The 23,592-nt window shown below is 51.3% G+C and carries 14 protein-coding genes; 11 read left to right on the forward strand and 3 right to left on the reverse strand.

Annotation, left to right across the window (positions count from 1 at the left end):
- Nucleotides 1-66 precede the first annotated feature (66 nt).
- The 3 genes from M3090_RS04100 to M3090_RS04110 form a co-directional block, all read right to left on the reverse strand.
- Nucleotides 67-1,701: a TonB-dependent receptor gene (locus tag M3090_RS04100; RefSeq protein ID WP_249054114.1), complete on the reverse strand. Its 1,635-nt coding sequence runs from the start codon at nucleotides 1,699-1,701 to the stop codon at nucleotides 67-69.
- 136 nt (nucleotides 1,702-1,837) lie between these two features.
- On the reverse strand, nucleotides 1,838-4,867 hold the full coding sequence (locus M3090_RS04105; RefSeq protein ID WP_249054115.1) for a tetratricopeptide repeat protein: 3,030 nt from the start codon (nucleotides 4,865-4,867) through the stop codon (nucleotides 1,838-1,840).
- Nucleotides 4,864-5,406 carry an NUDIX domain-containing protein gene (locus M3090_RS04110; RefSeq protein WP_249054116.1) on the reverse strand — a complete coding sequence of 181 codons (543 nt, stop codon included), beginning with the start codon at nucleotides 5,404-5,406 and terminating at the stop codon, nucleotides 4,864-4,866. Before M3090_RS04110 ends, M3090_RS04105 begins: the two co-directional genes overlap by 4 nt.
- A 259-nt stretch (nucleotides 5,407-5,665) precedes the next feature.
- On the opposite strand from M3090_RS04110, the gene M3090_RS04115 reads away from it, so the two are divergent.
- The 11 genes from M3090_RS04115 to M3090_RS04165 all read left to right on the forward strand — a co-directional run bounded on the left by M3090_RS04115 (nucleotide 5,666) and on the right by M3090_RS04165 (nucleotide 23,567).
- Complete coding sequence (locus M3090_RS04115) at nucleotides 5,666-5,866, forward strand: hypothetical protein (RefSeq protein ID WP_249054117.1); 201 nt, start codon at nucleotides 5,666-5,668, stop codon at nucleotides 5,864-5,866.
- Between the two features lie 80 nt (nucleotides 5,867-5,946).
- Entirely contained in the window at nucleotides 5,947-6,846 is a 900-nt protein-coding gene (locus tag M3090_RS04120) for a glycosyltransferase (RefSeq protein WP_249054118.1), read from the forward strand.
- A gap of 142 nt (nucleotides 6,847-6,988) precedes the next feature.
- Complete coding sequence (locus tag M3090_RS04125) at nucleotides 6,989-9,223, forward strand: glycosyltransferase (RefSeq protein WP_249054119.1); 2,235 nt, start codon at nucleotides 6,989-6,991, stop codon at nucleotides 9,221-9,223.
- A gap of 92 nt (nucleotides 9,224-9,315) precedes the next feature.
- Entirely contained in the window at nucleotides 9,316-11,154 is a 1,839-nt protein-coding gene (locus M3090_RS04130; protein WP_249054120.1) for an ABC transporter ATP-binding protein, read from the forward strand.
- Between the two features lie 101 nt (nucleotides 11,155-11,255).
- A complete protein-coding gene (locus tag M3090_RS04135) occupies nucleotides 11,256-14,099 on the forward strand; it encodes a triple tyrosine motif-containing protein (protein ID WP_249054121.1) in 2,844 nt (947 codons plus the stop codon).
- 410 nt (nucleotides 14,100-14,509) lie between these two features.
- Nucleotides 14,510-17,518, forward strand: a complete 3,009-nt coding sequence (locus M3090_RS04140) for a SusC/RagA family TonB-linked outer membrane protein (protein ID WP_249054122.1) — start codon at nucleotides 14,510-14,512, stop codon at nucleotides 17,516-17,518.
- 42 nt (nucleotides 17,519-17,560) lie between these two features.
- Entirely contained in the window at nucleotides 17,561-19,078 is a 1,518-nt protein-coding gene (locus M3090_RS04145; RefSeq protein WP_249054123.1) for a RagB/SusD family nutrient uptake outer membrane protein, read from the forward strand.
- 12 nt (nucleotides 19,079-19,090) lie between these two features.
- Nucleotides 19,091-19,933 carry a LamG domain-containing protein gene (locus M3090_RS04150; protein ID WP_249054124.1) on the forward strand — a complete coding sequence of 281 codons (843 nt, stop codon included), beginning with the start codon at nucleotides 19,091-19,093 and terminating at the stop codon, nucleotides 19,931-19,933.
- Nucleotides 19,934-19,939: 6 nt separating this feature from the next.
- Complete coding sequence (locus tag M3090_RS04155) at nucleotides 19,940-21,595, forward strand: glucoamylase family protein (RefSeq protein ID WP_249054125.1); 1,656 nt, start codon at nucleotides 19,940-19,942, stop codon at nucleotides 21,593-21,595.
- Nucleotides 21,596-21,771: 176 nt separating this feature from the next.
- The gene (locus M3090_RS04160) at nucleotides 21,772-22,548 is read left to right on the forward strand and encodes a prolyl oligopeptidase family serine peptidase (protein ID WP_249054126.1); all 777 of its coding nucleotides are present in this window, start codon (nucleotides 21,772-21,774) and stop codon (nucleotides 22,546-22,548) included.
- The gene (locus M3090_RS04165) at nucleotides 22,545-23,567 is read left to right on the forward strand and encodes a metallophosphoesterase (protein WP_249054127.1); all 1,023 of its coding nucleotides are present in this window, start codon (nucleotides 22,545-22,547) and stop codon (nucleotides 23,565-23,567) included. The genes M3090_RS04160 and M3090_RS04165 overlap by 4 nt, the downstream gene beginning before the upstream one ends.
- Nucleotides 23,568-23,592: the final 25 nt, after the last annotated feature.

A 23,592-nucleotide genomic window follows, 5' to 3' on the forward strand; every position in this document is an offset into this window, starting at 1 on the left:
ATATAAAGAAGTTTTAGAAAAAAAATTGTCCGGGGCCTCGTTTCTGCGGTCGGAGGCCCCGTTTTTTCAGAATCGGAAAGTCACTCCGCCCACCAGGTTGAAGCCTTCCGTGGGGCGGAACCAGACGTACTGATAGGTCTTGTTCAGCAGGTTGTCCAGGCGGGCATAGACGCCGATGCCGGGGAAGAGGTCGTAGGTAGCGCCCGCATAGAGGTTGTCGATGGGGTTAATGCGTTCACCCTCCACCTCGGTGCGAGTCACCTTGCGGTAGCCGACGTGCACGCGCAAGGGACGGACGGGATGGATGTCCAGTTTGAAATCGAACGTCACGGCGGGTTTGAAGGCCAGGACGCCCATCTCCTTTCCCGCGACGTCGGTGTCCCAACTGCGGTAAATGCTTTGCGCACTCAGGCGGAAGATGTCGCGATAGTCGTAGCTTAGTTCGGCGCCAAAATAGAAGTTGTCCGTGTCCCATGTGCCCAGACCCAGGGCGTGAGCGGAGGTTCCGACGGGCAGGTCGCAGTAGAACACATCGTCCTGCAGGTTCTGGTAGCCGCCGAACAGGTGCATCCAGTATCCCCATGCAGTGCCCCACTTGACGCCCAGCGCGGCGTTGACCTGCTCGTAGGTGGCGGCCAGTTGTCCGGTGGGTTCGGCATAGGGGCTGACCGACTCCAGGCGGCGGAAGTCGTTGAGCAGGCGGCCGCCCGTGGCTTGCAGGTAGAGGACGGCATTGGCAGGGAAGGCATAGCGCACGTGCACGTCGGGCGATACGCACAGTTCGTTCGTGAAGCCGAAGGCCGGGTCGACGTGCACGCCGGCGCGGATGTCCCAACGGCCGTTCTCGTATTGATAGTAGGGTGTGAGGCTCAGGGCGGTGTAGTTGTCGAAGTCGTTCTTGCTGTAAACAGCATTGTCCATCTGCAAGGCCAGGCCGACGGATTGCCCTTCGGAGATGATGCCCCAGACATCGGCCTTGGTGCGGGCCAGAACTTCTTGCGCGCCATCATAATCCGGACCGTGCTGCCGCTGATAGAGCATCAGGTTGGTTTCGGCACGGTATTGCACGGGCAGGTCGGCAGCGGTGGAGGCCACGCCCACGTGCACGTCGCCCGAAGTGAATTTCTGCTTACCGGCGTAGCTGTCCGGCAAGAGGTTGAAGTTGCGCAGTCCGAAATGCCCGGCCACGTTCAGGTCCAGGCGGCCGAAACGGTGGGTGTAGTCCACGGCGGCGCGGGTGCGATAGTCGAAGGCGTTCCACTTCGGCGCGTCATCGCCCCAGTCCAGCTTGCCGTCCATGCCGTCCATGCTGAAAGTCAAGCCGAGGCGGTCGGCAGAAGAGAGACGGAAGAGGTAGTTGGCATAGACGTCCAGGTTGTTATAGTTGCCATAGCCCGCCCGGACGTAGCCCGGTGTGGCTTGCTCGGGCACCTCGTCGGCGGCAAAGGCCTGCATGGTGTCTGCCGGGATTTGCGCAGCGGGGGACAGGGCGATGTCGTATTCCACCTGCCGGGGCGTCACCTGCGGCTCGTCCACGCGGGGCAGGACGTTGACCTTGGCGGCGTCGCGCAGGTGGGGGGCATATTCTTGTTCCACCACCACGGTGCGGTTCAGGGTGGTGTCGGGATTCTGAGTCTGAGCCGTCAGAGCTGCGGGCAGCAGCAGAAAGGCGGCGAGGGTGTATTGTATTTTTGTCTTCATTTTACGATAAGAAATAGGTAGTTGCAATCAGTCTTTTAAGAAGCCTGGGAACAGTGCGGTCCGTTGTCCGAAAGAAGCCCGCTTACCGTTCGGCAGAAGCGCGGCCCTTGTCCGGCGGAGGCACTTCCCCGGCGCATCACTTCAGTTTCTCCAGCCTTTCGTCAATCATCTGCTGAATGTCGTCGGCCTCCTGGTAGTTTTGTTGCAGGCTCAACAGGTATTGGCGCGCGTCGAGTTTCTTGTCCATCGCCACGTAGACGTCGGACAGGAGGACGAAGCTGCGTGCCAGCCAGTAGGCATGCGGCGTGCTCTGTTCGATGAAGTCCAGCACCTCTTTCTCGGCAGCGGCATAGTCGCCCTTGTCATAGAGCAGTTGCGCCAGCCGGTACTTGGCCTCGGCTCCTTGCAGCGTGCGCGTGTCGGTGGCCAGTTGCTCCAGGTCGGGCACGGCCTTGTCTGCATCATTCTGAGCCAGCCAGGCCTTCGCGCGGTCGTAGAGCGCCTCGTTCTTCAGCTCGGGCGTCAGGTTGCTCTCGGCCAACAAGCGGGTGGCGGCATCGACAACGGCCGCCTGCTGGTCGGGCAGCAGGAAGGCGCAACGCATCTCGCCCACGATGCCCAGCCGGCGACGTTCGGGCGTGGTGGCCTTCGTCTGCAATTGGCGGTAGTCGGCCAAGGCCTGTTCGTATTGCTTGCGGTTGAACAGGACTTCGGCGTGCAGCAACAGGGCTTCTTCGGAATACGGATTGTCGGGATACTCCAGCAACTTGCCCGCGTGCGACAACACGCCTTCCTCGTCGCCCCGCTGCTTGGCCAGGACGCAAAGACGGTAGTGCACATCGAGGCTGAAGGCTCCGTCGGGATATTTCTGCAAGTATTGTTCGAAACTGGTCTGCGCCGATGCCGCATCGCCCTTCATGTAGAGGCGGTCGGCCGCCACGTAGGTCAGCGAATCTTGCTCGCCTGCCTCGAAGCGCAGGCCTCCCGGCAATTCGGCCATCAGTTGGGCGAACTGGTCGACGCGATTGGTTTCAACGTAGATGGACTTCAGGTCGCGCACGGCCAGACGGGCCTCCTCGCTGCCCGGATAGCGCTTGACGACGTAGGTGTAGGCCTCGATGGCTTTGGCATAGTCATTGTCCTGGTAGTAGAGCAGGCCGATTTCGGCGGCAGCCTTGCGGCTGACAGGACTTTCCGGATGCTGCTCCACCAGTTGGCGGAAAGTGGCGATGGCCTGCACGCGCTGGTTGCTCTGCACGAACGAGCGCCCTTTCTCGTACATGGCGTCGATGGCATAAGGCGAGTCGGGATATTTCTCAGCCAGCTCATCCAGCAACGTCACCTTCGTGCCGTAGTCTTTCTGCAAGCCGGCCACCAAAGCCTGCTGGTAATAAGAATAATCGCCCGAAGGCATCCCCAGTTTCTCGGCCGTGGCATAATACTGTTTGGCCTCGTCGAAGCGGCGGACACGCAGACAGCAGTCGCCCAAGCGGTTGTAGGCATCGGCCAGAGCCTCGCGGTTGTCGCCCGTCTCCAAGCGGACATAGCTGGCGAAACGGCTTTCGGCCGCGGCATAGTTCTTCTGTTGGAAAGCGATATAGCCCAAGTTATAGTATGCCAATGCATACATCTCGCCACGACGTTGCGACGTAGTCGACAGATATTCGTCGAAAGCGGCAGCCGCCTGCGCCAGATGGCCCAAACGGTATTCGGCCTCTCCCTCCCAATAGCAAGCCTCGTCGCGCAGGCCCTGCCCGACGCTGCCCAAAGCAGGAGCCAGCTTCTTGGCCTGCCGGAAACGTGCGGAAGCTCCGGCAAAGTCGGCATTGGCAAAAGCCTGGGTGCCCAGTTGGAAAAGGATGCGCGTCTTGGCCCGCAAGATGTCGGTATTCGGTTCTTTGATGCGTTCGATGGATTGGAGAGCGGCCTCGTAACTGCGGGTGCTCATGTAGACATCCACCAGATAGCTGCTCACCTTGTCGGCATAGGCAGACGAAGGAAATTCGTTCAGGAAGTTTTCGAACACTGCGACCGACTCGCCGAAAGCCGAGTAAGCAGTCTCGTGTATGCAGAGCGCGTAATTGTAGGCCGCCTGCTCCTTCAGATGGCGGTCTGCCTCCGACACGGCCGCCTGTTCGAAAGCCATGCGCGCCTTGTTCTTGTCGCTCATCTGAAGATAAGCCAGCCCCATGTGCAGGTAAGCGTTCTGCGCCAAAGCATCATCTTCCAGCGTCACCCGACCCAACCACTCGGGGACCTTGGAGTAAACCCCGCACCGGTAACAGGCCATGCCCAGCATATAGCAGGCATCACGGCGGGGCTGACCGGACGAAACGGCATACTGTTCGAGCGGTTCCATAGCTTCCAGGAACTTGCCGTAGTGATAGAACGCCGTGCCCAAGACGCGCTGCATCTCGACAGCATGCACATCGGCGGGATGCGCCGAGAGATAATTCTGCGCCACAATTTCGGCCTTGTCATACTGCTGCTTGGCCAGGTAGATTTCGGCAATGTAATAAGGTACCAGCGCTTCGTACTTCTCATCTTCCTGCAAGCTGAGAAAGCCCTTCAGCGCCTCATCATAACGCTGTTGCGTATAGCGTATATAAGAAAGATAATATGTGCAGTCGGCAGCATAGCGCGGCGAAGTGGCCCGCAACGTCTCGAACCAGATGGCAGCCTCTCGCAAGTCACCCGTCAACAGGTAACAAGTGGCCAGGCGATACGTCATATCGTCACGCTCGTCGGCAGCCAGCCAGTCCAGACGCGCCTGCCCGAAGGCCTGCAAGGCTTGCTCATAGTCTTCGTCAAAGAAATAAGTGGAAGCAATAAGTGCCTGTATGCGGTTGGCGTGAGGAGTGTCGGGATATTCCGCCAGGAAACCTCGGAGCAAGTCCGCGCTCTGCGGGTCACCCAGTTCATAAGCGGCACAGGCCAGCATGTAGGCCGCCTCTTCGGCAGCGGCATCGTTACAGTCGCCGGCATTGCCCTGCAAGTAAGCCCGCAGGGGAGAGATGGCGGCCGAATAGGCTTTCTGTTCAAACAGCATGCGGCCTTCCGAATAAAGTTCTTGGGGAGTGGCCTTCTTTTCGAGACTTTGTGCCAGTCCTGCCGAAGAATAGCAACAAAGAGCCAGCCCCAGTAAGCGTGTAAATGTATGTTTCATTGGTTGTGCATATAAAAGTGTGGTTGTTTCAGAAAAAGTCCCAAGCCTCGGCGCACCGAATCCAGTCCGAAGTCCTCCAGGCGGATGTCCCGGCAGGGCAGGAAAAAGACATCGGCCGCATCGTCCATCGCCTGGAAATGAGCCGTGTCAGTCACCGTACAAAGGAAAAACATATCCAACGTATGAACCAAGAAACCGGAATACAGATAGAGGTTGGGCAGCGAAAAGAGGTATTCCGCTTTCTCCACCTCCAACCCGGTTTCTTCCTTTACCTCGCGGATGACGCCTTCTTCCCCGGTCTCGAACATGTCGACAAAACCTCCGGGCAAATCCAATGTACCTTTGGCCGGGTCTTTGGCGCGGCGGCACACCAGCAGCTCGTCTTTCCCGTTCAAGATAAGGGCTACCGTGGCCGACGAAGGATTGAAATAATACGTGAAGCCGCAATCGGCACAGTGTTTCGACTTGGCGTTATGCTCCTCGAAATGCGGCGACCCGCACTTGGGGCAATATCGGAATTGAGAAAGCGGATGTTCCATAAGCAGTTCGATACAGTATACGTTATCGGGACAAAGATAGGTATTAGCGACGTAACTTAGTACTTTTACCGAAGTTTTTTAGGGATTCTTGGCCGTAACTTTCCTTCGAAACAGAAACTTATTCTTTATGTTATTGTTTTTTTATTACAACGGTATGCAGTATATTTCGTAACTTTGCATTTCCAAAGACGAAGCAATATTTATCTGAACCCGCAGCATATGGTTCACATGTAGAGAAATAGATTAGAAAATGACGAGTATGATGAAACAAAATCCTTTGGTCAGCGCCATAAATCCTGATTATGAGAACATTCAATTCTCTCTGCAATACATTAGAGTCATCCTGCTCCAAGTTTTCACTGGCTATGAACTGAAATTGCAGGAAGAAGTTCCTACGGATGAAAACCGTGCTACCTTAGAATTTTATGGGAATAAACCGTATGCCAACAATAAAACCTAAACTTACTTGTTTGCCCAATGGCAACAGGAATCTCTGCTGGCAAGCGATAAATATTTTATGTAAAAAACAAAATTAGACATATGTTTTCCATCATCATTTGTTCTATCTCCCCCGAACGCTTATCACAATTGAAAGCGAACATACAGAAAACCATAGGGGTCGAGCACGAAATCATAGCCTTCGATAACCGAGAAAAGCGATATCCCATCGCCAGGGTCTATAACGAAGGAGCCCGTCAAGCACGCTACCCTTATCTTTTCTTTGTACACGAAGATGTTCTCTTTCATTCCGAAAATTGGGGAGAGGTAATTGCTGGAAAACTAAAAGAGCCTGATTGTGGCGTTATAGGCTTCGTAGGCAGCAAAATGAAGCTGAAAGTATATTCCGGTTGGATGCAATCAGGTGAAGACAGATGCGGTTTCTTATACCAAAGAGTTGGGAAAAACGCAGAATTTTGCGCTTTCAATGTTCTTTTGGAGCATCCCTTTGAAGAAGTCATTACAGTAGATGGCCTAGGGATGTTTGTACGCAAACAGCTTTGGGAAAAATATCCTTTTGATGAAAAAATGCTGACCGGTTTCCATTGTTATGATTTGGATTTTTCGTTGCAAATTGCTGCAACAAAACAGTACAAGAACTATATTTGCACCTCTCCCAAAGTATTGATAGAGCACTTCTCACTCGGAAACTTTGATTGCCAATGGGTAGAAAATACTATACGTATGCACAAGCAAAAATGGAATGCCTTCTTACCGCTAAAAGTACCTGGATATAAGATATCCAAATCGCAAGAGAAGAAATTAACAGAAAGATGTTTCAGCAATTTTATGCGGCACATGCTGAAAAGTGATTACCCACATAAATTGACAGTGATGAAGGAATTTATGCTTTGCCCTTTCTCTTGGAAACATTTCGGACATTGCTGGGCACATCTGTTTAGATACATAAAATATAATCACCGGACTCTGCAGAAGCAATAGCCTAGAAAAGAATCAAATAAAATAAATAAAAAAGATTATCCTTGATTCAGCAATTGTTACGGCGCTGAATCTTACATAATCAGAAAAAGGTGGTGCTAAATTGATAAATATAAATAGCTGTATAACTAAAATCGTTTTTAAAATGGCAGGCTTTAGAGCTAAAATAAAATCATGGGTGTACAAGAAAAAATTGTATTCAACAAGCTTGCGCACTATTGAAAAACGAAAAGTCTTGGGATTTACAGTCTTCAAACGGGTAGTAACAGAAGAGAAAATAGAAACTATCTATTTGAAGTCACTACATTTAAAAAAGAAGTTCCAGACAGAAAGTGTGTATCGGAACCTAATCCATGGCCAATTTAACGTAGTCGATTTGCCATTAGAGCCGACAACAAAGCCTTTGGTCAGCATCATTGTCCCCAACCATAACCAGGCTTCTTGCTTGACACAACGTTTAAACTCTATTTACCAACAGACTTACAACAATATTGAAGTGATTTTGCTGGATAATGCCTCTTCAGACAATAGCGTAGAAATAATGAAAGCCTATGCTCAAAAATATCCGGCAAAGACCCATTTACTCGCAAAGAAAAAGGAAACGACACAAACTTTCCAACTATGGAATGAAGGCCTTGCAATGGCACACGGTGAATACGTCTGGATTGCCGAAAGCGATAGCATCTGTGACACCAAATTCCTGGAAGAAGTTCTCAAAGGTTTGCTTTTCCAATCGGTCATGCTCTCGTTTGGCAAATGTGTATTTATGCAGGATGGCAAAAATATAGATAAGCTGCCTATATATCCAGCCAACTCTTTCGTATCATGGGCAAGACCTTTTGTGATGACAGCACATTTTTTCGTGAGCAAAATATACGCCACGAAAAACGTCATACCCAGCACGAGTGCTGCCGTCTTTAGGAACATAGGCACTATTCCCGATGAGATAATAAAAGAATGGGAAAAAATGCCTTCACTTGGCAACTGGTTATTCTTTTTGTGGTTAATTCGAGGAGGAGGAGTCAACTACACCCCCCGTGCACTCTGTCATTGCAATTTTTCTGGAGAAAACAAAATCTTCAAACAAGAATACAGACCAGAAGATTGCCGTGAGATATTTCATTTATCTTCCTTCATAGCCTCTCATTATGCCATAGATCTAGAAGCGTTCAGAGGCATTCAAAAAAATTTGCGCCAACATTATGTAAATACCCTTACCCAAGAATCAGAGTCCTTAGAAAGTATCTATGATTTGACTCAACTTGCCGCCCAGGCCCAAAAACGCCTCCCCAACATCGTCATTTGTGGTGCAGCTCTGACACAAGGTGGGGGTGAGATATTCCCTATTTATTTAGCAAATGCCATGAGAGCACTCGGAGCACCGGTGACTTTTATTGATTTCAGAAATGTCCCCTATGATAAAAATATCCGAAAAAAACTGGATGCCACCATCCCACTTATAGAATTAAGTAGTGTCACTTATTTATCAGACATTTTTGCTTGTTTAGGGACAGAAATCGTCCATACTCACGAAGGCAACATAGACCGTGCTGTTGGGCATGCCATAGGTAATAAACAAGGACGTTGCAAACACATCATCACGCTACATGGCATGTATGAAGCCATTGACAAAGATGGATTGAACTATATTTTGCGAACTGTATTGCACAGTTGTTCAACTTTTGTCTACATCGCAGATAAAAACCTGAAACCTTTGCAAAACATCTTACCGAAATTACGTTTACACAAGATAGGAAACGGCCTACCGGAAATTCCAGTTACACCACACCGACGGGAAGATTTAGGAATAGAGCCCAATGCCTTCTGTATCACCTTAGCCAGCCGAGCCATATATGAAAAAGGATGGAAAGAAGCCATTAAAGCTGTCAAAATAGCACACACCTTTTTAGAGAGACCAATACATTTAATATTACTCGGAGACGGAGAATGTTATAACGAATTGGAGAAAGACAAAGATTTACCACCATACATACATCTATTGGGCAGAAAAGGCGACGTGCGAAGTTATTTCGCCATGTCAGACATTGGTCTGTTACCTTCTTATTTCAAAGGCGAAAGTTTCCCATTGGTATTGATAGAAAGCCTTATGAGCGGCACCCCAGTCATAGCTAGCGACATTGGAGAGATACGCAACATGCTAACCAATGAAGCTGGAGAAATGGCCGGCATCGTATTCAGTTTGAACGACGGGAAAGTACCAGTAGAGCTTTTGGCACAGCACATCCAAGAATTAGCGTCCAATGAAGCATTATATCAAAAGCTAAAGGCCAATATTCCTAGCATTGTACAGAAATTTGACATATATAATACAGCTCGTCAATATCTTAAAGTTTATGAAGAGGCATTACATTCGAAATAACGTAAAATAGTCCGGCAGAAAAAAGCGACACCTCAATGTGTTGCCTGCCGTATATTTTTCGTACCTTTGCCCCCGCTATTCAACAGATTATTATGCTGAAACAATTCTTCACCCTTTTGGGCCGCTATATCAAGCCCTACCGAAAGTATATTACTTGGGCCGTAATATTGAACTTTGTGTCACAATGGCTCAATGTATTTTCTTTTGCAGCTATTATCCCCATCCTGAATATCCTGTTCAAAATAGACAAAGAAATCTATCAATACCAAGAATGGGACTGGAACAATTTGGACAAAGACGTAATTATCAACAACGCTTATTGGTGGATTAACAACTTCATCAACGAGCATGGAGCTTTTCTTACACTGGTCATGCTGGGTGGATTACTCATCTTCATGACGCTGCTAAAGACAACAGGCTACTTCGCCTCCTCGGCTGTCATGGTGCCGCTACGTACCGGTATCGTGCGCGACATCCGCATTGAGGTATATAATAAGGTATTGAAGCTCCCCCTCAGTTTCTTCTCCGAAGAGCGCAAGGGAGACATCATCGCCCGCATGAGTGCGGACGTCACCGCAGTAGAAAATTCTCTGACCAGTTCCATAGACATGCTGCTGCGCAACCCCATCGCCCTGATCATCTATTTCTGCACCCTGTTCACCATCAGTTGGCAGATGACGCTCTTCGTCATCGTCGTGCTGCCTCTGGCGGGCTGGGTAATGGGTATCGTCAGTCGCAAGCTGAAACGCCAGTCACTGACGGCACAAGCACAATGGGGCGACATCATGTCGCAACTGGACGAGACACTGGGTGGACTGCGCGTCATCAAGGCTTTCATTGCTGAGAAAAAGATGTCTGCTCGTTTCGTAAAGATAAACAACGAGTTCCGCGATGCAGTCAACACCATGGTTATCCGTCAAAGCTCGGCCCATCCCATGAGCGAGTTCCTGGGCACCTGCGTCATTGTCATCGTGCTGTGGTTCGGCGGCTCGCTCATCCTGAACAAGACCTACGCGCCAATGGACGCCGCCACGTTCATCTTCTACATGGTCATCCTTTACAGCATCATCAACCCGCTGAAGGAATTTGCCAAAGCCTTCTACAACGTACCCCTCGGCTTGGCCAGCATGGACCGTATTGACATGATTCTCAAGGCAGAGAACCCTATCAAGGATCCCGTTAAGCCATTGCCGTTGAAAGGCTTCGAGCAACAAATCGAGTTCCGCAATGTCAGCTTCAGCTACATACCCGACCGCCCGGTTCTGAAACACATCAACCTGGTGATACCTAAAGGGAAAACCATTGCATTGGTGGGGCAGTCAGGTTCCGGCAAATCGACCATGGTAGACCTCGTTCCACGTTACCACGACGTGAAAGAAGGTGAACTGCTTATCGACGGGAAGAACGTGAAAGACGTTTCCATCCAGAGCCTCCGGACACTTATCGGCAATGTGAATCAGGAAGCCATATTGTTCAACGATACGTTCTACAACAACATCACCTTCGGCGTGGAAAATGCTACGATGGAACAGGTCATCGAAGCCGCCAAAATAGCCAATGCGCACGACTTTATCATGGAGACGGAGAAAGGCTATGACACCATGATAGGCGACCGGGGCGGACGCCTGTCTGGCGGACAACGTCAGCGCGTAAGCATCGCCCGGGCCATTTTGAAGAATCCTCCCATTCTGATTTTGGACGAAGCCACCTCGGCGCTTGACACTGAATCTGAGCGTCTGGTGCAAGAAGCTTTGGAACGCCTGATGAAATCACGTACCACCATCGCCATTGCCCACCGTCTGAGCACCATTAAGAACGCCGATGAAATATGCGTGCTCTATGAGGGCGAGATTGTAGAACGGGGCACACATGAAGAGCTTATTGCCCTGAACGGCTACTACAAGAAACTGAACGACATGCAAAGTCTGTAAGAGGATACGCATGGCGCATATAAGGCCCGAATGGCTTGCCTGCAGCAAGCCATTTTCCTTTTCTGAAGATTCACGAGTTAAGACTATGCAATTATATTATAATGACAAATAATAGAGGTTACGTCAGTCTTTTGCTACTATTTCTTTGGAGCGGTCTTTTACAGGCGGCTTCCGTTTCGTTCGCCCCTGTCGTGCGCAACTTTTCCGTCTCCGATTACCATGCCAGGATACAGAATTGGGCGGTTGCACAGGATGCGGACGGCGTCATGTATATCGGCAACAGTAAAGGTATGCTGGAATATGACGGGAATACCTGGACATTGCACGAACTCCCCACGAAGGAAATCGTCCGTTCCATTTATGTAGCCGACGACGGGAAAATCTACGTAGGCTCTTACGAAGAGTTTGGCTACTTCGAGCGCACCTTTCCCGAAGGGCTCACGTATCATTCGTTGAAAAGCGAATTAGGCGAGTTCAAATTTCACAACGATGAAATCTGGAGCATCCTGCCAGTGGGCAATAAAATCATCTTCCAATCGTTCTGTTCCTTTTTCTTTTACGACGGAAACCGGGTCTGGGGAGAATACAGAGGAGAATTGCCTCTAAATCTGTTTCAAGTGCATGATACCCTCTACACGTGGCTCATCGACAAAGGGCTTTTCATCTACTCCAACGGGCTGCTGAAACCATTGTTCTCCAACCAAGACATCAAAAGCCCGGTGGTGGGAGGCCTGCCTTACAGGGAAGGAGTACTGTTCTTCACGGTCAATGCCGGCGTCTTTTACTATCATGACGAGAAGCTGGAACCTTGGCAGACAGCATGCGATGCCGACTTAAGGCGATACAGCATCAACCGTGTCTCCATGAGTCAAGATTCTTGCTACATTGTGGGAACGCTTTCTAACGGGCTATACGCCATCAACAAATCGGGCGGACTGCAATGGAAACTGAACACTGACGGCGGACTGCTCAACAACACGGTATTGGGTATCTGCTGCGACAGCAGCAACAACGTCTGGGCCGCCTTGGACAACGGCATTGCATACGTACAGAACACGCTGCCCATCTCTTACTACACACCGCCCTACGACAAGATAGGAATGGTCTACGATGTGCTGGTACACAAAGATGCCATGTATATCGCCTCCAACCAGGGACTATATTATTGGAAAGACGGAAAAATCAGCCTGGTCCCGGGGTTGGAAGAGCAAGCATGGTTTGTGGATGAATACAACGGCCAGGTGCTTTGCGGACATAACAAAGGCACATTCCTCATCTCGCAAGGCAAAGCCCGTCTGCTATCAAGCGCCACCGGCGCTTTGTGCATGCGGGAGATAACGCTCAACGGGCATCCATACTTATTGCAAGGCAGCTATTCGCCACTGTGCCTCTTCAAACAAGACCACAACGGCAGGTGGGTGTTCTCGCACATAGTGAAGGGGTTCAGCCACATGGCCAGTAACATCGAGACCGACCACCGGGGCAACATTTGGGTGGAACACATGAGGAAGGGGCTGTTCAGGCTACGCATCAGCCCTGACCTGAAGGAACTGCAAGAGGTGAGGCCGTACATGAAACTGGGCAATGTGGAAGATGCACATTTTACCCTTTTCAAAGTAAACGGCCGCGTGGTATTCTCCAACGGAGAAGCGTTTTATACGTATGAAGACGTGAATGACTCCATCGTCCCCTACGATTCAATGAATGAGCAGCTTGCCGAACTCAAAGACATCCAGAGCGTGAAGCATGGAAGCGGGAACGACTACTGGTTCCTGAACGACCGGATGGCTTACCTGGTGGAGTGCGAGATGAACCAATTCCACATCCGTTACCGCATCCCCTACGCCTTGTTTGAGGACCAGTTGCTGGAAGAACGGGCCACCATCAGTTATGACGCCTCCCAAGAGACTGCCTACTTATGCCTCAACAATGCCGTCGCCCGCATCATTTCGAAAGAACTGCCCACACATACCCCAGTCCCACCCCAGGCCGTACTGTCCATACTGCGCATGGAGGCCAAAGACGAGGAGAGTGGCGAAGAAAGACTTCTGGCAGTGGGGGCGGACAATCGGATAGACGGACATCTGAACACTTGGACGTTCACCCTGCGCTACCCGGCCTACAACAATTACGCCTACAAGGTGAGATACCGCCTCCAGGGCTTTTCCGAACAATGGACAGAGGCAGGACGCCAACTGTCACAAAGCTACGCGCGCCTGCCCTATGGAGACTATACGTTCCAGGCAGAAGTGTATGACGAAAACGGCACCCTGGCCTCCGTCGAATGTCCCTTTGTCCTGTTGCCTCCCTGGTACCTTTCCGGCTGGGCGATAGCCGGCTATATTCTGCTGGGCATAGCGCTCCTGTTCTGCCTGCAATATACGTTCTACTGGGCCATGAAACGGAAAAAAGACCACGCCATGGAGCACCAGCGCATCTTGCACCAGGCCGAACTGGAGAAACATGAAAAGAAAATCGTGGAGCTGGAGAAAGAACGGCTTGAAACCGACCTGCGTACCAAAAGCAAAGAACTGGCAGGCATGGTGATGACAAACATCGTACACCAGGAATTTCTGAACCAACTGAAGGAAGAGATACAAAAGCAACGCCTGGCACCCCAGTTCACACGCAAAAGCCTGGACAAGTTACTTTCGCTGGTCAACAACAACATTGTCTCCGACGAAGAAAACTGGCAAGTCTTTCAAGCCAACTTCGACCGCATCCATGAAAACTTCTTCCGCAACCTGAAGCAGCAATACCCGTCGCTGACCTCCGGCGACCTGCGCGTGTGTGCCCTCTTGCGGCTCAACCTGCCGACCAAAGAAATAGCCAAGCTGCTGAATCTCTCCATCCGTGGCGTAGACGCAGCCCGTTACCGCCTGCGCAAGAAGTTCAACCTCACCCCTGAAGACAGCCTGACAGCCTTCATGATTAGCTTCAAATAACCTCCTGCCCACCCCTGCTACGCGGCCACCGTCTGCCTCTCTTCGGCCGCCACGAAGCACAGCCGCCCTTGCCGCCCGCAAGAGCCCGGCCCGGTATGCGCAAGCAGCAAACACCTCAAGAATCTCCCCGCCGACCCATACGCCACCACCCCGTGAAGATATCGTCTTGTTCGAATCAGTCCGTCACATAAGGTAACGGGACGAGGAAAAGAAAAGGCATCCGCCTGACTCCAGCATCGCACAGTACATCAGAGAATTAGCACCAATTAAAGTAGTAAAAAAGTACCTCAGATTTGGGATACGGTAGTAATGTGTTAGGCTTTTAATTGGACTCAAAACCCATAGTTTTATAATTTTGCCCGAAGAGTTAGCTAATCTAAGTTCTAATATCAATTAAACATTCTTTCGTAATGAGAAAAAATCTCTTTGTATTTAGTTTGCTGCTGCTGATAGCGGTATTCGCGTCGGCACAAAACAAGATTACCGTCTCGGGCACGGTTACCGACCAGGCGGGAGAATCTATTATTGGAGCGTCTGTCCACGTAGACGGACAGAACACGCTGGGTGCTATTACAGACATAGACGGGAATTTCCAGATAGCAGGCGTCCCGTCTGATGCTACGCTGGTGATCACATACATCGGCATGAAAACTCAAGAAGTGGCCGTCAACGGGCGCAATTCCTTCAAGATTGTCATGCAGGAAGACTCGAAACTGATAGACGAAGTCGTGGTCGTCGGCTACGGTACAGCCAAGAAACGCGACCTGACAGGCTCTATCGTCACAGTAGGAGGCGAAGACATTGCCCGCAAGCCTGCCACCAACCCGCTGGCCTCCATCCAAGGCAAAGTAGCCGGCGTGCAAGTAGTCAACACCGGACGTGCCGGACAAGACCCTGAAATCCGTATCCGAGGCACAAACTCCATCAACGGCTACACACCGCTGTACGTCGTAGACGGTCTGTTCACCGACAACATCAACTACTTGAACTCGGCCGACATCGAATCGATGGAAATCCTGAAAGACCCTTCCTCGCTGGCCATCTTCGGTGTACGCGGTGCCAACGGCGTCATCATCATCACCACCAAGCGTGCCAAGGAAGGCAAAACACAAGTCAACATCAACGCATCAGTTGGCTGGAAAGCCATCTACGACCGCGTGGAACTGACCAACGCCGCCCAATTCCGCGAATTGTATAACGAGCAACGCATCGAGCAAGGCGTAGACCCCTACGACTACACCAACTGGGGAGGCGACACAGACTGGCAAGACGAAATGTTCCGAACGGGCTTCCTGACCAACAACAGCATAAGCATTACCGGCTCGACAGACAAGAGCAAATTCTATCTGGGCTTGGGCTACGTGATGGAAGAAGGCTCCATAGACACAGAAAAGCTAAACAAGTTCACGGTCAACCTGAACAGTGAATACGAAGTGACAGACTTCCTGCGTTTCGGCTTCCAGGTGAACGGCGTACGCGCCAAATACCCGGACGCCAAAGGCGTAGGCTCCGCACTGAAAGCCGCCCCCATTGCCCCCACGCACGATGCGGAAAGCGGATTGCTGCACACGATGCCCGACTTCCAACGCGCACAGGTGTGGAACCCACTGATTGATACCGAGCTGCGCGGTGCACACAACAAGTCGGAAAACTACCGCCTGACCGGAAACATCTGGGGCGAGATAGACATCCTGAAAAACCTGACGTTCCGCGCCACCTTCTCGTTGGACTACGGTTCCAGCCAGTCGCGCTCTTATTCCCCGCTGGTATATGTCTACAATCCCGACCTTGAGGGAGGCCCCGGTGCCGAAAGACTGGTAGACCGCGAAAGCATCAACCAAAGCAAATCGAACTCAATGGCCGCACAGTCTGACTATGTGCTGACCTACACCAACCAGTTCGGCGACCACGGCCTGACGCTGACCGCCGGTCTGACCACCAACTACAACTCCAGCTCCAGCCTGAGCGGCGGGCGTGACCAGATGGCCGGCTATGGCATCGAAATCGGCAACGACGTAGACAAATGGTGGATTTCCAGCATCAGCGACTCATCGACAGCCTCCAACGGCGGTTCACAGTGGGAAAGCTTCACCATGTCTTACCTGTTCCGCGCACTCTACAACTACAAGAACCGCTACCTGTTCAACGCCTCTTTCCGCCGCGATGGTTCTTCCAAGTTCTATACAACCGGCAACACCTGGGACAACTTCTACTCGTTCGGTGCCGGCTGGGTAATGAGCGAAGAGAAATTCATGCAAAACCAAAACGTCATCGACTACCTGAAGCTGAAAGGCTCTTGGGGATTGCTGGGCAGCCAGAACGCCGGTTCCAACTATCCCGCCTACGCCAACATCGTCAGCTCCGGCTCTGCCGTGTTCGGCGACAACATCATCAGCGGCCTGGGACCTGACAAACTGATTTCCGAAGACCTGGGCTGGGAGCACAACTACTCGTGGGAAGTAGGCTTCGACATGAACCTGTTCAACAACCGCCTGGCCATCTCGCCCGTCTTCTACAACAAGTCCACGCGAGACATGCTGGCAACGATACCGGGCATCTCGGGCACCAAGCCGGGCGTGCAGAACATCGGCGAAATCCGCAACCGGGGCTTCGAGCTGACCGCTTCGTGGAACGACCGGATAGGCGAAGACTGGACATACGGCATCAGTGCCAACCTGACGACCATCGACAACAAAGTATTGTCACTGGCCACCAAAGACTACGCCATCATCAGCGGCCCCTCGCGCACGGAAGAAGGTTACCCCATCGCCTACTTCTACGGCTATAAAGTGGCCGGCGTCTACCAGAACGAAAACGACATCCGCTTCTCGCCCATCAACACCCTGGCAACCGTGGCACCGGGCGACCTGAAGTTTGCCGATATCAACGGCGACGGCAAAATCACAACCGACGACCGCACCATGATTGGTAATCCGACTCCCGACTTCACCTATGGCTTCAACGTCAACGTAGGCTGGAAGAACGTCTACCTGAGCGTCGACATGATGGGCGTCTACGGAAACGAAATCTACCGCAACTGGGACAACAGCACCTTTGCGCAGTTCAACTACCGCATCGAACGACTGGGCCGCTGGCACGGTGAAGGCACATCCAACTGGGAACCGATTCTCGACCCCTCGCGTGCCATCAACTACGAAGATTCGGAATATTTCCTGGAAGACGGCAGCTTCTTCCGCATCCGCAACATCGAAGTGGGCTATAACTTCGACACTCGCCTGCTGAGCCGCATCAAACTGCAATCGCTGCGCGTCTACGCCAACGTGCAAAACCCCAAGACTTGGAGCCGTAGCTCCGGCTACACGCCTGAAGTGGGTGGCGGTTCAACGTCATTCGGCATAGACAGTGGCGGTTACCCGATGCCAACCGTATATACATTGGGCTTCAATCTTTCATTCTAACAGACATGAGCAACATTCAAAAAAACTAAAGGAATCCATATTATGAAAAGATACAAGATTTACGCAATAGCCCTTTTGACGGGTTTATTCCAGACAGCGTGCAGCGACATGTTCGACAAAAAACCGCTGGGCGCCTATACCGAAGACGATTTGACCGGCGGTACCTACGAAACGGAAGTCTTCAGCATGTATGCAGACTTGCGTGGCTTCCACCTGACCACAGGCAACACAGCCATGGCCATCCACAGCTACCGCTCGGAAGACGCGGAAAAAGGCAGTACAGCCTCTGACGGCGCTGCCACCGGACTGATGTATGACGACTTTGAATACTCTGCCAGCGACGGCATGCTGCAAAGCTACTGGACAGCCAACTACAACCTCATCCACAAGGTAAACAGCTTGCTGGACGAAATGAACCAGAACGAAAACCTGACGCAAGGCGACCTTGTCAACGAAGGAGAAGCCCGCTTCATGCGTGCCTTCTGCTATTTCAATCTGGTGCGTGCTTTCGGTGAAGTGCCTCTGATAGACTTCAAAGTGAACGAAGCCGGCGACGCCAACGTCCCCAAATCATCCGTGGCAGACATCTATAAACTGATAGACAAAGACCTGCAAGTAGCAGAAAGCAACCTGCCGCCCACATGGGAAGCCCAATACGTAGGCCGCCTGACGTGGGGCGCCGCCCGCTCACTGCATGCCCGCACCTACATGATGCGCAACGACTGGCCTAACATGCGCGCCGCCGCAGAAGCTGTAATTACTTCCGGATTGTACGACCTGAACACGCCTTACGACAAGATTTTCCGCGAAGACGGCGAAAACTGCTCAGAGTCTATCCTCGAACTGCAATGTACCGCCACCGAAGCCTTACCCGGCTCTAACGAAATCGGCAGCCAGTATGCCAGCGTACAAGGCGTACGCGGAGCAGGCGACTGGAACTTGGGCTGGGGGCACCACACACCTACCCAGAACCTGGCTGATGCTTTCGAAGAAGGTGACCCGCGCAAAGACGAGACACTGCTCTACTTCTACCGCACGGGCGAAGACCCCAGCACTTGCCCGGCCAACGAACCTTGGGGCGAAAAGCCCGTGGCCAACGCCGACGTGCTGAACAAATATTACAACAAGAAAGCCTACACCAATCCGGAGTGGCGCACCCGCTTCACCAAAGGAGGCTATTGGGTCAACGTCCGCCTCATCCGCTATGCAGACGTCGTACTGATGGCAGCCGAAGCCGCCTGCGAACTGGGCGACCTGGACACAGCCAAAGACTACTTAGAACAGGTACGTGCCCGAGCCCGTGGCACAAACATCGGCATCCTGCCCGAAGTGACCACCGACGACCAGGCCGAATTGCGTGATGCCATCCGCCACGAACGCCGTGTCGAACTGGGCATGGAAGGTGACCGTTTCTATGACCTGGTACGTTGGGGCATCGCTGCCGAAGTGCTGCACGCCGCCGGCAAAACCGGTTATCAAGAAAGACACGAACTGCTGCCTTTGCCTCAAAACGAAGTGGATAAATCGAATGGAGTATTAGTACAGAATCCTAACTATTAAAGAAAAACGATTATGAAGAAACATTATATGTCATTGCTGGCTTGCTGCCTGACAATGTTTATGCTGCAATCTTGCTTCCAAGACATGGACCATCCGGGCTTCGACTATCCGGAAAGCACAGGCGAAGCTCCCGACACCCCTCTGCTGATGTATTTGCCTTTTGACGAAGAAGACATTCGCGACAAAGGCGACTGGGGCTTCATCGTGGCCGACAACGGAAATGCCAAATTCTCGACTGACGCCGTCAGCGGCATGTCCTACCAGGGCGCTTCCGACGCTTACATACTGGCACGCACCCCCTCCATCTTAGGAGACGGCCTTCTGGACTTGGGCAGTTGCACAGTAGCCTTTTGGATGAAGGCAGAAAAAAACAACCCGGCCTACGGCATTTTCAGCATCCCTAATACCAAAACGTTCTGGGGAAATTTCGATATCTATCTGGAAAACCACAACAGCCAGACCGAGGCTTTCTTCAAGATACACTTATACACCTGCAACGCGACACAAGACAACATAGAGAAATGGGTAGAAGCTAAAGTTGAAAACGTGTTCGGTACAGAATGGGTACACATGGCTTTCGTCTATGACGGAAACACCTCCATCATGACAGTGTATCGCAACGGAGAAGTAGCTCTCACATCAGACTTGGCAGGCTACGGCCCGCTGAAGTTTAAGGATACAGGCGAAACGCTGGCCGTCGGTGCTTTCCAGTTCTCGACCACTCCCAGCCTGACGGAAGGAACAGGTGCACAGACATGGGCCTCCAACTTCATCGGACAGTTAGACCAATTCCGTTTCTACAACACAGCCCTCTCTGCCGATGATATCCGCGCCTTGTACGGAAACAAAGAATAAGACAGCATGAAAACGAAAGTATTCTATCTTTTACTATACGTGGGGACATTGCTGACTGCATGCAGCAGTAGCGAGGACGGCTCAGAGAGCCGTCCCCCTTTCAAGCTGGAAAGCATCACTGTCGGCGAAGCTGCCAATCAGGCAAACTTCACGGATGTCCCCCTCGATGCCTCCATCGAATTACAGTTCTCGGACGAAGTAGATGAAAGCACCATCAAAGCAAACATCCTGCTGACCACTGATGGCACAGATGTAGAATACACCTATACGCTTCCATCGCCCGAAAAGATTAGCATAAGCCCTTCGGAAAAGCTGAAAAACTTCACTACCTACAAACTGGTGGTGAATCCGGGTATAAAGTCTGTATCGGGGGCATTGCTGGAGAGCGGACAAACGTGTACCCTGCAAACAAGCATAGACAACTCGGATAAATTTGAACGTATCCCGTTGGAAGAACTGCTTACACTGGTACAAAAACAGACATTCGATTATTTCTGGAAATTCGGGCACGAACACAGTGGCATGGCCCGCGAACGCAGCACCTCTGGCAATACAGTCACGACCGGCGGGACTGGATTTGGCATTATGGCTATGCTGGTAGCTGCAGAACGCGGTTTTGTGAGCCGTACAGAAGCATTGCAACGCGTCCAACGGATTGTCACCTTCCTCGACGAAGAATGTGAAAACTACCACGGTGCTTTCTCTCATTGGATAAATGGAGAAACAGGAGACACACAACCGTTCAGCCCAGCAGACAATGGTGCCGACCTGGTAGAAACATCCTTCCTGTTCGAAGGACTGCTCACAGCCCGCGCCTACTTTGACGGGGCAGATGCCGGCGAAACAAAACTCCGCGAAGACATCACCCGCTTGTGGGAAGCAGTAGAATGGACTTGGTTCCAGAAAGACGGTGAACAAGTACTTTATTGGCATTGGAGTCCCAACTATGGTTGGACACAAAACCTTCCCATCCGTGGTTGGAACGAATGTCTGATAACCTACGTATTGGCAGCCTCCTCGCCCACTTACCCCATCAGCCGGGAAGTCTACGAACAAGGATGGGCTAAAGGAGGAAACATCCAGAACGGCAATTCTTATTACGGCATAACCTTGCCACTGGGTTCGGAGAAAGGTGGCCCGCTGTTCTTCACGCACTACTCCTTCCTGGGACTATGCCCCGAAGGCTTGCAAGACCAATATGCCGACTATTGGGAACAGAACCGTAATCACACACTTATCAACTATAACCACTGTGTGGAAAATCCGAACGGATACGCCGGATACAGTTCCTCTTGCTGGGGATTGACAGCCAGCGATGGCGATGACGGCTATTCAGCCTGGTCACCCACGAATGACCACGGAGTCATTGCCCCCACAGCCGCCCTGTCTGCCTTCCCCTATACACCGGAGGAATCGACAGCCGCCTTAGAATTTTTCTACTACAAACTGGGCGACAAGCTGTGGAAAGAATACGGTTTTGTAGATGCCTTCAATTTGGGTAAGGATTGGTACGACAACCAATACCTGGCCATTGACCAAGGCCCCATCATAGTCATGATAGAGAACTATCGAAGCCAATTACTCTGGGACTTGTTCATGAACATACCGGACATACAGACCGGACTGAAGAACTTGGGATTCACTTCTCCTTACTTGAAGTAACAACATGCGAAAGGGTTGCCCTTTCTGTCAGACGTAAGAAATGCCACATATGGCTACCGCCACGCGCGGACAGCCTGTTTCAATAGGGAAAAAGGATAATAGGCATAATCTGTCAAGATCATCTGACAAGGGCAGCCCTTTCGCTTTCATTTATCCAATTACTAACACATACTAAAATGAAAAGAATTTTTATAAGCTTGCTGGTATCTCTGCTTGCGTTCAACATCTTGTCAGCCCAAGACACTTTCGAAAAAAAGACCTATATTTCCACCTCAGGTGACACGCTGCGTTATCGTCTGCTCACACCATTAAACATGCAAAGCGGACAAAAATATCCATTGGTACTTTTTCTGCACGGTGCCGGAGAACGTGGCTGTGACAACGAAAAACAACTGACTCACGGAGGCCAGATGTGGTTGAACCCCGTAAACCGCGACCAATACCCAGCTTTCGTACTGGCTCCTCAATGCCCGCCTGACGCTTATTGGGCCTACACGGCACGCCCCTCATCATTCACCCCTGCTCAAATGCCGGCGGAAGCGCCTCTGTCTCCTATCTTCCGCACATTAAAAGAACTGCTGGACAAATTCTTGGCTGATTCCAGAGTTGACAAAAGCCGAATCTATGTCATTGGCCTATCTATGGGTGGAATGGGAACCTATGACTTAGCAATCCGCTATCCGGAAATATTTGCTGCGGCAATCCCCATCTGCGGCACCGTTAACCCAGCCCGTCTGAAAGAAGCAAAAGATGTCAAATTCCGCATCTTCCACGGCGATGCAGACAATGTAGTAACCGTAGAAGGCTCACGCCAGGCCTATCGTGCCCTGAAAAAAGCCGGTGCACAAGTGGAATACAAAGAATATCCCGGCTGCAACCACGGCAGTTGGAACCCCGCGTTCAATGAACCAGACTTTATGGAATGGCTATTTACACAGAAAAAAGAACGATGAAGCAAAAACTGACCCTCGCAATATTTCTGTTGACCGGATACCTGCTGACAACCGGATGCCAACCAGCGGAAGAATCATTCACCATCGTCGTCTTACCGGACACACAAACCTATCTGGAACAATGCCCGGAAGTGTTCGATTCGCAAATAGATTGGTTACTGGAACACCGGGATAGCATCGACGCCGTACTACAAGTAGGTGACCTGACACAAGACAACCGGCCGATTGAATGGGCCTACATGCAAAAAGCCTTCACGCACCTAGACAAAGCCCGCATCCCCTACGCTGTGGTGTGGGGTAATCATGACATCGGCAGCCGACCGGGAAAATATTCGGACGTGCACGACACGTCGCTGGCCAACAAATATTTTCCTCTTGCAGACAAAGCCCGGCAGCCTTATTGGGGAGGCAGTGCAGATGGAAAATCTTTGGACAATTACTTCATCACCTTGCAAGGTGCCGGCAAAAAATGGCTGATACTGAACCTGGAATTCGGACCGACGGACGGAGCCTTGGCATGGGCCGACTCACTACTGGCGTCACATGATGATTGTTATGTAGTGCTGAATACGCATGCCTACCTGTATTGTGACAGTACACTGCAAGATAGTACAGACTGGTGGCGTCCCCAAGACTACGGAATAGGGAAAATAGAAGGACGCCCCGTAAACGACGGAGCAGGCATTTGGAAAAAACTGGTAGAAAAACACCGAAACATCATAGCCGTATGCTGCGGACACGTACTAAAAAGCGGAGTCGGAACCTTAGTATCTACCGGAAATAACGGGAACAAAGTCTACCAAATGTTGGCCAACTTTCAGCGGGGCGTAGACGGCAGCCAATTGGGCGGTGAAGGCTATTTGCGCATCCTGACCTTTGTCCCCGCCGCCGGCGAAATCCGGGTGAAGACCTATTCCACGTGGAACAAAACCTACCACCCATCGCCCGCACATTGTTTTACATTCAAGGAAGTTAATTTCGATGACTATATATCTACAGGGGGAAAAAGTATTTCTTAAAGCCTGTCGTTTAAAATTCATTTTC

Source organism: Bacteroides sp. ET71 (genome assembly GCF_023336905.1).
Classification (GTDB): domain Bacteria; phylum Bacteroidota; class Bacteroidia; order Bacteroidales; family Bacteroidaceae; genus Bacteroides.

Bases quoted from the DNA above. Each gene is read 5' to 3' on its own strand.
- M3090_RS04100 (WP_249054114.1), bottom strand. From the start codon at position 1,701: ATGAAGACAAAAATACAATACACCCTCGCCGCCTTTCTGCTGCTGCCC.
- M3090_RS04105 (WP_249054115.1), bottom strand. From the start codon at position 4,867: ATGAAACATACATTTACACGCTTACTGGGGCTGGCTCTTTGTTGCTAT.
- M3090_RS04110 (WP_249054116.1), bottom strand. From the start codon at position 5,406: ATGGAACATCCGCTTTCTCAATTCCGATATTGCCCCAAGTGCGGGTCG.
- M3090_RS04115 (WP_249054117.1), top strand. From the start codon at position 5,666: ATGATGAAACAAAATCCTTTGGTCAGCGCCATAAATCCTGATTATGAG.
- M3090_RS04120 (WP_249054118.1), top strand. From the start codon at position 5,947: ATGTTTTCCATCATCATTTGTTCTATCTCCCCCGAACGCTTATCACAA.
- M3090_RS04125 (WP_249054119.1), top strand. From the start codon at position 6,989: ATGGCAGGCTTTAGAGCTAAAATAAAATCATGGGTGTACAAGAAAAAA.
- M3090_RS04130 (WP_249054120.1), top strand. From the start codon at position 9,316: ATGCTGAAACAATTCTTCACCCTTTTGGGCCGCTATATCAAGCCCTAC.
- M3090_RS04135 (WP_249054121.1), top strand. From the start codon at position 11,256: ATGACAAATAATAGAGGTTACGTCAGTCTTTTGCTACTATTTCTTTGG.
- M3090_RS04140 (WP_249054122.1), top strand. From the start codon at position 14,510: ATGAGAAAAAATCTCTTTGTATTTAGTTTGCTGCTGCTGATAGCGGTA.
- M3090_RS04145 (WP_249054123.1), top strand. From the start codon at position 17,561: ATGAAAAGATACAAGATTTACGCAATAGCCCTTTTGACGGGTTTATTC.
- M3090_RS04150 (WP_249054124.1), top strand. From the start codon at position 19,091: ATGAAGAAACATTATATGTCATTGCTGGCTTGCTGCCTGACAATGTTT.
- M3090_RS04155 (WP_249054125.1), top strand. From the start codon at position 19,940: ATGAAAACGAAAGTATTCTATCTTTTACTATACGTGGGGACATTGCTG.
- M3090_RS04160 (WP_249054126.1), top strand. From the start codon at position 21,772: ATGAAAAGAATTTTTATAAGCTTGCTGGTATCTCTGCTTGCGTTCAAC.
- M3090_RS04165 (WP_249054127.1), top strand. From the start codon at position 22,545: ATGAAGCAAAAACTGACCCTCGCAATATTTCTGTTGACCGGATACCTG.